This window comes from Mesorhizobium sp. IMUNJ 23232 (genome assembly GCF_044326205.1).
Lineage (GTDB): Bacteria > Pseudomonadota > Alphaproteobacteria > Rhizobiales > Rhizobiaceae > Kumtagia.
Map to the genome: position 1 here is coordinate 44,841 of NZ_JBIRCY010000046.1, position 13,569 is coordinate 58,409.

General features: G+C 64.4%; 15 protein-coding genes. 13 read left to right on the plus strand and 2 right to left on the minus strand.

From position 1 onward, the window contains the following. Window position 1 precedes the first annotated feature (1 nt). The 4 genes from ACH196_RS27350 to ACH196_RS27365 all read left to right on the plus strand — a co-directional run bounded on the left by ACH196_RS27350 (window position 2) and on the right by ACH196_RS27365 (window position 4,252). Window positions 2–1,483 carry a sugar ABC transporter ATP-binding protein gene (locus ACH196_RS27350; RefSeq protein WP_396649355.1) on the plus strand — a complete coding sequence of 494 codons (1,482 nt, stop codon included), beginning with the start codon at window positions 2–4 and terminating at the stop codon, window positions 1,481–1,483. A 33-nt stretch (window positions 1,484–1,516) separates the two neighbouring features. Beyond that, a complete protein-coding gene (locus ACH196_RS27355; protein WP_396649291.1) occupies window positions 1,517–2,533 on the plus strand; it encodes an ABC transporter permease in 1,017 nt (338 codons plus the stop codon). Window positions 2,534–2,651: 118 nt separating this feature from the next. Beyond that, window positions 2,652–3,650: a dihydroxyacetone kinase subunit DhaK gene (locus ACH196_RS27360; protein WP_396649292.1), complete on the plus strand. Its 999-nt coding sequence runs from the start codon at window positions 2,652–2,654 to the stop codon at window positions 3,648–3,650. A gap of 2 nt (window positions 3,651–3,652) precedes the next feature. Further along, entirely contained in the window at window positions 3,653–4,252 is a 600-nt protein-coding gene (locus ACH196_RS27365) for a dihydroxyacetone kinase subunit L (RefSeq protein ID WP_396649293.1), read from the plus strand. A gap of 187 nt (window positions 4,253–4,439) precedes the next feature. On the opposite strand, the gene ACH196_RS27370 is transcribed toward ACH196_RS27365, so the two are convergent. Then, on the minus strand, window positions 4,440–4,820 hold the full coding sequence (locus tag ACH196_RS27370) for a hypothetical protein (protein ID WP_396649294.1): 381 nt from the start codon (window positions 4,818–4,820) through the stop codon (window positions 4,440–4,442). Window positions 4,821–4,928: 108 nt separating this feature from the next. Between ACH196_RS27370 and ACH196_RS27375 the strand changes: the two genes are divergently transcribed. Next, the gene (locus tag ACH196_RS27375) at window positions 4,929–5,186 is read left to right on the plus strand and encodes a DUF1127 domain-containing protein (protein WP_396649295.1); all 258 of its coding nucleotides are present in this window, start codon (window positions 4,929–4,931) and stop codon (window positions 5,184–5,186) included. A 167-nt stretch (window positions 5,187–5,353) separates the two neighbouring features. Further along, the gene (locus ACH196_RS27380; protein ID WP_396649296.1) at window positions 5,354–7,492 is read left to right on the plus strand and encodes a calcium-binding protein; all 2,139 of its coding nucleotides are present in this window, start codon (window positions 5,354–5,356) and stop codon (window positions 7,490–7,492) included. A gap of 46 nt (window positions 7,493–7,538) precedes the next feature. Here the strand turns inward: ACH196_RS27380 and blaOXA are convergent, their stop codons facing one another. After that, complete coding sequence (blaOXA, locus tag ACH196_RS27385) at window positions 7,539–8,330, minus strand: class D beta-lactamase (protein ID WP_396649297.1); 792 nt, start codon at window positions 8,328–8,330, stop codon at window positions 7,539–7,541. Between the two features lie 554 nt (window positions 8,331–8,884). Here blaOXA and ACH196_RS27390 point away from each other — a divergent pair. The 7 genes from ACH196_RS27390 to ACH196_RS27420 all read left to right on the plus strand — a co-directional run. Beyond that, on the plus strand, window positions 8,885–9,391 hold the full coding sequence (locus ACH196_RS27390; RefSeq protein ID WP_396649298.1) for a hypothetical protein: 507 nt from the start codon (window positions 8,885–8,887) through the stop codon (window positions 9,389–9,391). Continuing rightward, window positions 9,363–10,628: a DNA-packaging protein gene (locus tag ACH196_RS27395; RefSeq protein ID WP_396649356.1), complete on the plus strand. Its 1,266-nt coding sequence runs from the start codon at window positions 9,363–9,365 to the stop codon at window positions 10,626–10,628. Before ACH196_RS27390 ends, ACH196_RS27395 begins: the two co-directional genes overlap by 29 nt. Window positions 10,629–10,694: 66 nt before the next feature. Beyond that, the gene (locus ACH196_RS27400) at window positions 10,695–10,982 is read left to right on the plus strand and encodes a DUF1778 domain-containing protein (RefSeq protein ID WP_396649299.1); all 288 of its coding nucleotides are present in this window, start codon (window positions 10,695–10,697) and stop codon (window positions 10,980–10,982) included. Window positions 10,983–11,071: 89 nt separating this feature from the next. Continuing rightward, on the plus strand, window positions 11,072–11,500 hold the full coding sequence (locus ACH196_RS27405) for a GNAT family N-acetyltransferase (protein WP_396649300.1): 429 nt from the start codon (window positions 11,072–11,074) through the stop codon (window positions 11,498–11,500). A gap of 83 nt (window positions 11,501–11,583) precedes the next feature. Further along, on the plus strand, window positions 11,584–12,756 hold the full coding sequence (locus ACH196_RS27410; RefSeq protein WP_396649301.1) for a phage portal protein: 1,173 nt from the start codon (window positions 11,584–11,586) through the stop codon (window positions 12,754–12,756). 95 nt (window positions 12,757–12,851) lie between these two features. Beyond that, window positions 12,852–13,184 carry a DUF6107 family protein gene (locus tag ACH196_RS27415; RefSeq protein ID WP_396649302.1) on the plus strand — a complete coding sequence of 111 codons (333 nt, stop codon included), beginning with the start codon at window positions 12,852–12,854 and terminating at the stop codon, window positions 13,182–13,184. Next, window positions 13,181–13,569, plus strand: a 389-nt coding sequence (locus ACH196_RS27420) for an HK97 family phage prohead protease (protein WP_396650010.1), incomplete at its 3' end; no start/stop codon positions are given. The genes ACH196_RS27415 and ACH196_RS27420, both read left to right, overlap by 4 nt.

Consider the following 13,569-nt stretch of genomic DNA (forward strand, 5'->3'; position numbering starts at 1 on the left):
CATGCCGATCCTGGAAATGGTCGGCGTGTCGAAGGCTTTTGGTGGCGTGCATGCCTTGCGCGACGTCGATTTCGACCTCGCCCCCGGCGAGATCCACGGGCTGGTCGGCGAGAACGGCGCCGGCAAGTCGACGATGATGAAGATCATCGCCGGCGTCCATCACGGTTTCGAGGGCGACATGCGGGTCGACGGCAGGAGCGTGCATTTCCGCTCGCCGGGCGAGGCGCTGGCCGCCGGCATCGGCATGGTGCACCAGGAACTGTCGATCGTGCCGGATTTGACGGTGGCCGAAAACGTCTTCCTCGGCGTCCAGCCGCTGGTCGCCGGCGGCGTCGTCGACTGGCGCCGCATGCGCCGCGAGGCGAGGGTGCAGCTTGCGAGCCTCGGGCTCAATATCGAGCCGACAGCCCGCATGGGCAGCCTGCCGGTCGGCATCCAGCAGCTCGTCGAATTGTCGCGCGTGCTGTTTTCCGGCGCAAAGATCATCATTCTCGACGAGCCCACCTCGGCGCTGTCGCCACCGGAAGTGGCCCGCCTGTTCGAGGCGCTGCGGCGGCTGAAAAGCCAGGGCCGCACCATCGTCTTCATCTCGCATTTCCTGGACGACGTGCTGGCGATTTCCGACCGCGTCACCGTGTTCCGCAACGGCCGCAAGGTGGTGACCGAGCGGACGCAGGCGCTGACCAAGGATTCCATCATCGGATACATGATCGGCCGCGGCTCGGTCGACATGCATATGGGCGAAAGCTCGGAACTCAGGGGCGACGATGCCAAGCCCGTCGTGCTGGAAGCCAGCGGCCTGAGCGACGGACAGATGGTCCGCGACGTTTCGCTAAAACTCAGGAGCGGTGAGATCACCGGCGTCTACGGCTTCATGGGCTGCGGCCAGGTCGAGCTGTCGCGCATCCTGTTCGGCAAGGGTTTTTTGCGCGCCGGCAGTCTTGTGCTGAACGGCAAGCCGGTGCGCTTCGGCTCGACCGCGTCGGCGCGCCGCGCCGGTATCGCCTACCTGCCGGAGAGCCGGCGCATGATGCTGTTTCGCACCGAACAGGTGTTCAAGAACATCTCCATCGCCATACTGGGCCGTATCCACCGTGTTCTGCTCAAGCCGCGCAAGGAGCGGGACATCGCGGTGAGGCATATCGAGGACCTGCAGATCAGGCCGCCGCGTGCCGACATCGCGCTCGGTAATCTCTCCGGCGGCAACCAGCAGAAGGTAGCTCTGGCCAAGTGGCTGACGGAACTGCCGAAGGTGCTGATCCTGTCCGAGCCGACGCGCGGCATGGATGTCGGCGCCAAGGAGGACGTGATCCGCATCGTCAAGTCGCTGCGCGACCGCGGTGTGGCTATCCTTGTGCTGTCGACCGAGCCGGAGACGATTTTGACCTTGGCCGACCGGGTGACGGTGCTGAAGCGCGGCGTGGTGGCAAAGGAATTCACGCGCGGCCACATCGACAAGACGGACCTGCTCGATGCGGCGTGAACGGCGCGAAACGGATACTTCGGGGGAATTGGGATGAGCATGGCGACCGAAACGGCGCGGCCGTTCGAACTGAAGCGGTTCCTCGCCGAGCAGATGCGCAACATCGCGCCGGTGTTCACGCTGATCGTGCTGGTGATCTTCTTTGCGACCCAGGCCGAGAGTTTCCGCACCTTCGACAATTTCATGAACATTTTGAGCCAGGCCTCGATCACCGGCATCATCGCGGTCGGCCTGACCTTCGTGATCCTGACGGCCGAGATCGACCTGTCGGTGGCGGCTATAGCCAATGCCATAGGCATATTGGTGGCCTATTTCACCATCCAGCCCGAATACGTGAACATCGCCAACCTGCCGATGCAGGGCTGGATCGCCATCATTTTGACGCTTGCCGCCTGCCTGACGCTGGGGCTGGTAACCGCCTTTGGTGTGGTGGGTATCGGCATCCCTTCCTTCATCATGACGCTGGCCATGATGCAGATCGCCAACGGCATGTCCGCCATGCTGGTGCGCGGCCAGATCGCCTATAATTTTCCCGACCTGATCACCACGCTGGGCTCGGGCACGATCCTCGGGGTCAAATGGTCGATCGTGGTCTGTCTGCTGTTCATGCTGGTGGCGCATCTGGTGCTGACCTACACGCGCTTCGGCCGCTACGTCTATATGGTCGGCGGCAACCGCGAGGCGGCCGAGTATTCCGGCGTCAACGTCAAGATGATCATCGGCGCCGTGATGGTGATTTCCGCCATGTGCTCGGGCATCGCCGGCATGATCGGCGTTGCCTATTTCGGCTCGGCGCAGCAGAACCAGTTCGACACTTTTCTGCTCGACGCGATTGCCGCGGTTGTTGTCGGTGGCACCAGCCTCTTCGGCGGGCGCGGCGGCATCGGCAACACCATCATCGGCCTGATGGTGCTGGGCGTGCTGAACAACGGGCTCGACCATATCCAGATCGATAGTTTCCTGAAGATTTTGATCCGCGGCCTGATCCTGCTGGCCGCGCTGGTAATCAACGTCTACGCCCAGAAGCTGAGGGAAAGCGCGCGGGAGTAAGCATCCGGTTCGCCCAAGGCGAATTGGAAGGTACGGTGGACCTTTCAAAGGATGCGAACGCCCGAGGCCGTAGCCGAGGGCAGGAGCGGTTCTGGTTGAAGTTCCTGGAGGATTCGTCGTGAAGAAGATCTTGAACGACCCGTTCAGCTATGCCGAAGAGACGCTGAAGGGGCTTTGCCGCGCTTATCCGCAATATTATCAACTGGTTGAAGGTACGACGCGGGTGATCGCCCGGGCTGGTGGGCCGGTCAAGGGCAAGGTGGGGATAGTCTCGGGAGGCGGCTCGGGCCACCTGCCGATTTTCACCGGTTATGTCGGGCCGGGGTTTCTGGACGCGGTCGCCAGCGGCGACGTCTTTGCGTCTCCTTCCGCCGACGAGATGGCCACCGCCATGCGCGCTGCCAATGGCGGGGCAGGGGTGCTCAGGCTCTACGGCAACTATGGCGGCGACGTCATGAATTTCGACATGGCCGGCGAAATGGTTGAGTTCGATGAGATATCCTCGACGACCGTGCTGCTTGCCGACGACGTGGCGAGCGCCCCGATTGCCGAGCGCGAGAAAAGGCGCGGCGTGGCCGGTATGGTGCTGACCTTCAAGATCGCGGGAGCTGCCGCCGATGCCGGGCTTGATCTGGATGAGGTGACACGGGTTGCGCAGAAAGCGGCGGACGGCTGCCGCACCATGGGCGTGGCGCTGTCGCCCTGCACCGTGCCACAGGCCGGAAAGCCAACTTTTTCAATCGGCGACGACGAGATGGAGGTCGGCATGGGCATCCATGGCGAGCCCGGTGTGAAGCGCGAAAAATTGAGGCCGGCCAGGGAGATAGCCGATGCGATGCTGGATCCAGTGCTGGCGGACCTGTCGCTGCCGCGAGGCGAGCGGGTCACGGTGCTGGTAAACAGCCTGGGAGCCACGCCGGTAGAGGAACTTTTCATTCTCTACGACCGGATCGCCGACCGCATCGAGGATGCGGGGCTGAAAATCGCCCATCCGCTGGTGGGGCGCTATGCGACCTCAATGGAGATGGCGGGCGCCTCGCTGACCGTCCTGCCGCTGGATGGCGAGTTGGAGAAATTCTTGACCGCGCCGGCGGCCTGCGCCTTCTGGAAGGTGTGACCATGGCGCTAACGGTCAATTCGCTGCGGCAGGGGGTGGCGAAAATTCTGGCAGCGCTGGAGACCGAGCACGAAAGGCTGACCGCTCTCGACGGCCAGATTGGCGACGGCGACCTGGGGATCACGCTGATAAAGGCGTTTCGCGAACTCGACCGCATCAAGGATACCTGGCCGGACGACGTCGGCATGGCGCTGATGCTGGGGGCAGGGGCGGTGTCCAAGGTGTCGAGTTCCAGCTTCGGTACGTTGCTGGCGACCAGCATGATGGCGGCGGCGAAGTTGACCAAGGGAAGGACCGAGGTCGCCTGGAGCGAGGTGCCGGGTTTTCTCGACAAGGCTGTCGAGGCGATGATGGCGCGCGGAAAAGCCAGCCTCGGCGACAAGACCGTCATGGACGCGGTGTCCGGCGCGGCTAGGACTGGCGCCGGCAAGGACGATCCGGCGGAACTGCTGGCGGCGCTGCGGCAGGGCACGGATCAGGCGATGGCCGAATTCCGTGACAAGCCGAACAAGATCGGGCGGGCGCGGATTTTTGCCGAGCGCACCATCGGCATGGAGGATCCCGGCATGGTGGCGTTCAAGGTGATGATCGACGCGGTTTGAGTTAGCGAGCCGGCTACTCCTCAAAAAAGCCGTCACGGTGGGGCGGCTGCCTGCGTTTCACATCGGCGACATGGTGCGCACTATCTCTCCAGGACAATTCGGAGTACAGAAACTGAATCGGGCTGGAAACCGCCTGGGATCGAACACAGGCCGGATGCCTCGCATCGACAGCGGCCGATCCCGTTTCTCAAGTGTCGGATGCCGTTCGGCACAACGATCTGGCCAAACACGTCAGGTTTCGCGTGATCTTGGGAAGTTTTCGTTCGATCGTATCAGCGTCTTCCCGCAGAATGCCGACGACGGTGTGTTTCATCAATTCTTTCAACTGCTTGGAAAAATGATGCCGGCACCATGGGCGGCACGCCAAGGCACGGCTTTTTGACAGGCCGGAGGCCGTCGAGGATCTCGCGTCGAACGGGCACAACCCGGCGGTGGTAAGAAACGCCGCCTTTGATCGAAAGCGGGCAGAAGCGGCCAAATCGCCGCAATTTTCCAACTTATTTTGGCCGAGCGAATCTGTGTGATGTTGCACACAATGTGTTGTTATTGCCAATTCGATTCGATTCATCGCCTTTCGCAAGCACCTGAATCACTGCGCAATACAGTTTCTGAACTTGTTTGAAAGTTCAACATGTCTCCTAAGGGGCACAAGGCAAGTTGCCAAAGGAGAAAGACAATGACCAGCCCCAGGAGAGCGGAAGCCGCTTCCCATATATTCGACGTCATGACAATCGCCCGCGCGTTCGGGCCGAAGTTCGGCCAGGCAGCGGGTTTCGTGCACCGCGCAATCCGCATGAGGCAGGGCCGTGCCAGGCTGCATGCGATGCCGGATCACATGCTGAAGGACATGGGTATCGCGCGCTGCGAGATCTCGTCCTCGACGCGTTTCCGTAAGGCGGCGTCCGCGGAATGGCTGCGGCCGTCCGGCGAATGACCCGCTGAGTTTCCCGCAACCGGCGCGGCGAAGCGAACCGGCTTGAAAGCCGGTCCCAGTCCGCCGCGCCACCTCGTCTGAACCACATCAACGCATCCGATCCGTGGACGGCGCGAAGCCGTTGCGGCCCCTGCGCGCCGCCGGATCGTCAAAAAGGAACTATGACCATGGCTACCCTGGATTTCAGCAAGGCAACCGCGTCCCTCGACATGGCGGACCCCAACCTTGTCACCTTCAGCAAGGGCGGAGCAACGCTGCCGTTCTACTTCAATTATCTCACCACAGCCGGGAGTTCGGTCGTGCTGCAGGGTGAGAACATGACCTATGGCGCGGACGGACGGCCGGTGTCCGGCACCGTCACCAAGATCGAACTGGATACCGGCGCCTATGACGCCGCCCGGCCGGAACTCGTCATCACCGGCATCTCCCTCGAACCGCAAGCCCTGCTCGCCGGTCCGGACAGTTTCTGGCGCTTCCTCGAAGGCAATGACGTCATCACCGGCGCCTCGCTGGCGACTGCCGGTCCCGACGACGAGTTCAAGCTGTTCGGCGACGGTATTTCCGCGCGGGCCGGGGCGACCGGCGGCAACGACATCATCCAGCCCGGCGACGCCCAGACCACCGCGATGGGCGACGTTTCCCAGGTCGGAAGCAGGAGCACGACTTCCGCTCTCGTCGACTACCGTGGCGGCGTGGACGACATCACCGGAGCCGCCACCACGGCGTTCCAGTCCTTCTCCGGCGATGCCGAAGTGCTTTTTGCTTCCGGAAAACTCACCGGCGGCAACGACACCATCTACATTCAGTCGACACACGCGCAGTCGATGGCGGTCGGCGACGTCGTGATCGTCGAGGGCATGAGCGGCCGGGTGGCCCAACTGGTCGGCGGCAACGACTACATTGCCGCTGGACCTGATTTCCACGGGACGCTGATCGGCGATGCCGCCGCCCAGAATACCGACACTTTGGTTTACGGTGGCGACGACCGGATCGATGGCGGCCTGGTGCGCGATGAAATCTACGGCGACGTCCGGTATGTCACCGGCGGGCGGCTCTATGCCGGCGACGACCGGCTGAGCGGCAACAATGGCGACGACGTCATCTCCGGCGAAGCCGAGCGGATCGAGAACGGCTCGCGCGTCGTCGGCGGCAACGACACCATCTATGGCGGGGCCGGCAATGACCGCATCTATGGCGAATCGGCTTTCGATTCCGGCGCGCTCATCGTCCGTGGCGACGACCTGATCTTCGGCGAGGCGGGCGAGGACGATATGTTCGGCCAGACCGGCAACGACCAGCTTTATGGCGGCGCCGACGCCGACCGCCTCTATGGCGGCACGGGCAATGATTTTCTGGATGGCGGCACCGGTCTCGACACCATGGAGGGCGGCGCCGGCAATGATTTCTACGTCGTCGATACCATCGGCGAAGTGGTGATCGAGTCAGTCGGCCAGGGCACCGACACGGTTCTCAGCTTGCTCAACAGCTACAAGCTCGGTGACAATTTCGAGAACCTTACCTCGCTCGCGACCGGCGATTTCATCGGCATCGGCAACGACTTGGCCAATGTGATCGAGACCGGCGCCGGCAAGGACGCCATCGGCGGACGCGGTGGCAACGACGTGCTGATCTCCGGCGGCGGCGACGACCAGCTTCACGGCGAGGACGGCAACGACGTGCTCGACGGCGGGGCGGGCCGCGACCGCTTCGAAGGCGGCGACGGTTTTGACACCATCAGCTACGCCAGCGCGGACAAGGGGGTGCGTTTCGCGCTCGACAATACGTTTGCCGGCACCGGCGATGCGGAGGGCGACAACCAGCAGGGGATGGAGGCTCTAGCCGGTTCCAATTTCGACGATGTGCTTCGCGGCGACAGCCTTGCCAACAAGCTCACGGGCCGCGGCGGTGCCGACTTGCTCGCCGGCGGCGACGGCAATGACGTGCTCTTCGGCGGCGCCGGAAAGGATTCGCTCAGCGGCGGCGGCGGCAACGACAGGTTCGACTATCTGGCGCTGAGCGACGGCGGCGACACGATCCGCGAATTCCAGAATGTCACCGGCAACAACGATACGCTGCGTTTCGACGGCGATGTCTTTGGCGGTCTCGCCAAGGGCGCGCTCGCCGCAAAACATTTCGTCGCGAACGCCGCCGGGGTTGCGACGACGCTCGACCAGCATTTCATCTACGAAACCGACACCGGCATCCTGCGCTACGACGCCAACGGCTCCGCCGCCGGCGGGGTGACGGTGATCGCGACGCTGACCGGAGCGCCGGGCCTGACGGCGGCCGACTTCTTGATCATCTGAGGCGAGCCTCGTTTCGTTAGAGCCGGCCGCGGCGACCGCGGCCGGCTCAGGATTCCGGCAACAGGCCTGGCAACTCCTTCAGAAAAGCGTCGCGGGCGACAAGGCCGGAGCCGATGGCCTCGCGCTTTTCCGTCTGGATCAGCCGGGCGAAGACAATCGTCCGATCACCGCGCGTCGCCCAGCCGACGAACCAGCCATAGGCGCGGTCGCGGTCCGGCGAGCCGTCGGGTTTGCGCGAAAAGGCGGAGCCGGTCTTGCCGTGCAACTGCCATCCGCCGGGCAGCGGCGGCTGGGCGGTGATCGCCGCGGTCATGTCGTAGGCGGCGGCCGAGACCGGCAGTTCGCGCCGCACCAGCTTGCGGAGGAACTCGACCTGCTCGACCGGCGAGATTTTCAACGACGAGGCGATCCACGAACGCTCGAGGCTGTTGTTCTTGCCGGGATCGCCGGAAACGTCCTCGTTGCCGTAGTCGAACGCTTCGACATAGCCGCGAAAACGCGCCTCGCCGAGGTTCTCGGTAATCCGCTGCGAATACCAGACGACGGAATTTTTCATCCATGCGGCCGGGTCGATGTCGGTGCGCCAGGCCTTGATCCAGTCCGGATAACCCTCACGGAACGGCAACGGGGGCGCGTGCTCGTCGTTCAGGAAACCGGAATCGTAGCCCATCAGGGCGAGCGGGATCTTGAAGGTGGAGGCCGGGGTGACGCGTGTCTCGCAGTCGCCCTCCTGCACCAGCATCTTGCCGCTGGCGGCGTCGGCCAGCGCCGTGCACAGGGTTTTGGCTTCGGCCGGCAGCGTGAGCAGGGCGAGGGCGAAAGTGATCAGGATGCGCATTTCCGGTTTCCAGTTCTACCGATGCCCGCCATTGGGCAGCGGTAGCGCGGGATGGTTAAGCGACAGTGACTGCGACCGACAGGCAAACCTCTGACGTTGCCGGTCGACAAAGCAGGAACGCCGCCGGGGAACAGGTCATGCCTGGAAAGGACAGCCGGGACATGGGGTTGGCAGGTGCGCAACCCGATTTGGGCGCCACCAACCGGACCAAGGGTGTCGGGAGGCCGGACATTGTGGCGGTCCGGCCATCACGGGAAGCTGATCAGGGAGCGCCGACCATCCGGCTCGGGATTCGAGCCGCGTCCGGGGCGCGAATTTGGGCGTCGCGAATTTTCTCGCAGGAATAGGAAAAAAGTCCTTGACGGCGTGACGGTGGTCTGGTAGGGTTCAGTTATCGTCCGAAAAGTGTGAGTGGCGCGAAGCGGCGGAGGCAGACGCTCCCGACGCGGGTTGGCGCCGCCCCTCATCCGGCCCCTCGGGCCGTCCTGCGGACCTCCCCGTGAACGGGGAGAAGGGAGCCGGCCGCACCGTTCGACCTCAATCGGGAAAATAAAATGCCAAAACAATCGCCGCCCAAAGGGCAGGTGAAACGCCCCCTGGCGCGCCAGCGGGCGCTGCGTTTGCTGGCGGAAGGCGCGAAGCCGACGCTGGAGCTTCTGGCCGACGCCAGTACGCTGTCTGTACGGACCCTGCGCGCCGACGCCGAGCGCGAAGGCTGGCAGCTCGACCGCGAGCCGGAGCCGGACATATTGGCGCGGGTGCGCGCCATATCGCTCGGGCTGCTCGGCAAGGTCGAGGCGGTGCAGGCGGCGAGCCTGGAGGAAGGCAAGAAGATCGACAAGCAGGAGATCGACGCCATGCTGGCGATGATCCGCGGCGTGGAGAAGATCGACGAGATCATGCGGTCCGACGAGGCCGCCAAGGGAAATCAGATCAGGAACGATGAAGACGTCGCCGATACGCTCGATCGCATTAACGAACGGATTGTCCAGCTCGCGATGGAAATCGCAGCAGGCATGGTCGCACGGGCATCTGGGCCTGGCGGGGGCGAAGCTGGCTGATGGCGAATGGATATCCTTCGCCCATGGCGAGCAATATCCGCTGCTGCTCGGCCTGCCGCCAATCTGGCTGGTCAGCGGCGGGCGCGGGGCGGGCAAGACGCGGCTGGGCGCCGAATGGGTCAACGCCGTGGCGCGCGGCCTGCCGCCCTTCGCGGTGGCGAAGCGCAGGCACGCGCTGATCGCGCTGGTGGGCGAGACGCTGGGCGATGTGCGCGAGGTGATGGTGGAGGGACCGTCCGGCATCCTCGCCACGGCGCGAAAAACCCGCGCCCGCTTCGAGCCGAGTCGCCGCCGTGTAGTCTGGGAGACCGGCGCGGTGGCGCATATGTTTTCCTCGGAGGACCCGGAAAGCCTGCGTGGCCCGCAATTTCACGCCGCCTGGTGCGACGAGCTGGCGAAATGGAAAAATGCCGAGGCGACCTTCGACATGCTGCAGTTCGGACTGCGCCTGGGCGCGCTGCCCAGGCAGGTCATCACGACGACGCCAAGGCCGACGAAGCTGATGAAGCGGCTGATGGCCGACCCTTCAGTGGTGGTGTCGCGTTTTACTACGGCAGGGAACATGAAAAACCTGGCGCCGGGGTTTATCGTCGCTTTGTCGGAGCGTTATCGCAATTCCAGGCTCATCCGGCAGGAGCTCGACGGCGAGTTGATCGAGGATCGCGAGGACGCGCTGTGGTCGCGCGAGCTGGTCGAAAAGGCCTATGCGGCCGAGGCGCCGGAGGTCGGGCGCATCGTCGTGGCGGTCGATCCGCCGGCGAGTTCGCGGCGCTCCTCCGACGCCTGCGGCATCGTCGCGGCGGGAAGGGCGGCTGACGGGCGGATCGTGGTGCTGGCCGACGCGAGCATGCGGGCGGCGAAGCCGCAGGCCTGGGCGAATGCCGCGGTGAACCTATTCCATCGGCTGGAAGCCGACTGCATCGTCGCCGAGGTGAACCAGGGCGGCGACATGGTGAGCGCGGTGATCCGCGCGGCGGACGCCTCGGTTCCGGTCAGGGCGGTGCGCGCCCGGCACGGAAAATGGACGCGGGCCGAGCCGGTGCAGATGCTCTACCAGCAGGAGAGGGTGGTTCATGCCGGCCGCTTCCCCGCGCTGGAGGACGAGATGTGCGACTTCGGCCTAGACGGTCTTTCCGGCGGCCGCTCGCCGGACCGCGTAGACGCGCTGGTCTGGGCGGTGAGCGAGTTGACGCCGGGGCGCGCGGGAGAGCCGAGGGTGAGGACGATTGGGGATTAGTGTTTCTTTGTGCTCACATTGTCATTACGGCGCATTCTGCTATGATCCGGAGCAAGGAGTTCGACGATGCCTGCTCTGAAGAAAGAAAACCTGAATGTGCGCATGTCGCGCGAGGAACTTGACTTGATCCGGCGCGGCGCTTTGGCAAGCGGCAAAACCTTGTCGGCGTTTGTGCTGGAGGCTGCGTCGGCGCAGGCCGAGAAGGCTGTGCTCGACCAGCGCTTCTTCCATCTCGACGCCCAGCTATTCGATGAGATCGAGGAAATGCTGTCGAAACCGGGCAAGCCGCGGCCAGAACTGGTCGAATTGTTCAAGGCGGCGAACAAGGTCAAATGGGCGAACTCGGGCGGCTAGGCCTTTTTCCGCCCGAACTGCTGACGCCGGATCATCGGGTCGCCGATTTTACCTGTGGCCGCCCGACGCTGGACGTCTGGCTGCGCGACATGGCGCTGCACAACCAGCGTGAGAACTATACGCGGACCTTCGTTGTGCGGGACGCCGCCATGGAGGTCAAAGGGTATTATGCCCTGTGCGCCGGCGTTCTGTTCAGGAAGGAAGCACCGAAGGCTCTGGCGAAACACGGTGCACCGACCGAACTGCCGATCGCGCTGCTGGCGCGGCTCGCGGTTCACAACGATGTCAAAGGCAATGGACTGGGGCGGATACTGCTTGCGCACGCACTTCAAACCACCTGCCTGGCTGCGCGTCAGGTAGCGTTTCGTGCCATGGTGGTCGATGCGCTCGATGAGGAGGCGGCCAAATTCTACCGCCGGCTTCATTTTCAGGAAACCAAGATCAACCCGCTCAAGCTGGTCCTGCCGATCACTGATATTCTGCAGTCGATCGCGGCGGCGGAGCGAGACGAGGAATAGGCAGTAGGCAGTAGCAAGAAGATCTCGCCACTTTCTCTTCCGACTGCCCATTGCCCACTGCCCCGCCAATCAAGGAAACACCGATGCAACTGAAATGGCCCTGGCGCGGGAGCGCCCGGAACGGCAAGGGCGTGCCAGAAATCAAGAGCGGCGGGCTGGGTTTCGTCGCCTTGCACATGCAGGCGGAGGCCGCGTGGACGCGGCGCGACTATGCGGGCCTGGCGCGCGAGGGGTTCATGAGGAACCCGGTCGTGCACCGCGCCGTGCGGCTGATCGCCGGGACGGCTTCGGCAGTGCCGTGGCTGCTCTATGACGGCGCGGCGGAACTGTCGCAGCATCCCCTGCTCACGCTGCTGGAGCGGCCGAACCGAAGGCAGGCGGGCGCGAGTTTTCTGGAGGTGCTCTACGGGCATTTGCTGATCTCCGGCAACGCCTATGTCGAATTGGTCGAGGCCGGAGAGGCGTTGCGCGAGCTGCATCTGCTACGGCCCGACCGCGTGTCGGTGGTTTGTGATGGGCAGGGCTGGCCGGTGGCGCTGGACTACCGGACCGACAAGGGACGGCGCAGCGTGCCGGCAGGGGCAGCGCAGGACGGCGGGGCGCTGCATCTCAATCTGTTCCATCCGCTCGACGATATCCACGGCTTTCCGCCGCTGGAGGCGGCGCTCATGGCGCTGGACACCCACAATGCGGCGGGGCGCTGGAACAAGGCGCTGCTCGACAATTCGGCGCGGCCCTCCGGCGCGCTGGTCTATGCGCCGAAGGATGGCGGCAACCTCACCGACGAGCAGTTCGACCGGCTGAAGGCCGATCTGAAGGAACAGTATTCCGGCGCGGCGAAGGCGGGAAAGCCGCTGGTGCTGGAGGGCGGGATGGACTGGAAGGTGATGGGCCTGTCGCCGAAGGACATGGATTTCATCGAGGCGAAGAATTCGGCCAGCCGCGACATCGCGCTGGCCTTCGGCGTGCCGCCGATGCTGCTCGGCGTTCCGGGCGACAATACCTACGCCAACTATCAGGAGGCGAACCGCGCCTTCTACCGCATGACCGTGCTGCCGCTGGTGGCGCGCACCGTGCGGGAGTTTTCCGCCTGGCTGGCGCCGGTTTTCGGCGACGGCCTGCGGCTTTGGTACGACGCCGACCAGGTCGACGGACTGGCCGTCGAGCGCGAGGCGCTGTGGGCGAGGGTGGGGGCGGCCGGTTTCCTCAGCGACGACGAGAAGCGGGAGGCGGTTGGATACGGCAGTAGGCAGTAGGCAGTAGGCAGTAGGCAGTAGGGAAGCGTTCGGAGGCATTTTCCTCGACTGCCTATTGCCGACTGCCTACAGCCCCTACGACAGGAATTCCAACAATGACAGACTTCAACGAGGCGGCCTGGCTTTGGGTCGCCAAGGGAGCGGGCGCGGTTGCCGGCTCGGCGATCTCGCTTGCTTACATCCTGCCGACCGGGCGGCGCGAGGCGGCGGTGCGGTTTGCCGTCGGACTGGTCTGCGGCCTGGTCTTCGGCGGCACGGCCGGCCTGAAGATCGCCAGCGAACTCGGCATCGAGAAGATCATCGGCACGGGCGAGACGGCATTGATGGGCGCGGCGGCGGCCAGCCTTTGCGCCTGGTGGGCGCTCGGCCTGCTGCAGCGGGCCTTCAGCAATGGCGGCATAGGCCGCCTCTTCAGGAGCGGCAAATGACCGGACGGGTTCAGGACAGGGCGCGCGAGCGCAAATACGCCGGCTTCAGGCTGGCCGGGGTGGAACCGGACGGCGCTTTCAGCGGCTATGCCAGCCTGTTCGACACGGTCGACCTGGGCAAGGACATGGTGGTGCGCGGCGCCTTCGCCCGTTCGATCCGCGACCGCGGCGCGGCCGGCATCCGTATGCTCTACCAGCATGATCCGGCCGAGCCGATCGGCGTGTGGACCGAGCTTCGCGAGGACACGCGCGGCCTGTTCGTGCGCGGCCAACTTGCGAAAAACGTCGTTAGGGCACGAGAAGTGCTGTCGCTGATGCGCGCCGGCGCGCTGGACGGGTTGTCGATCGGTTTTCGCGCCGTGAAGGCGAGCAACGATGCCAAGAC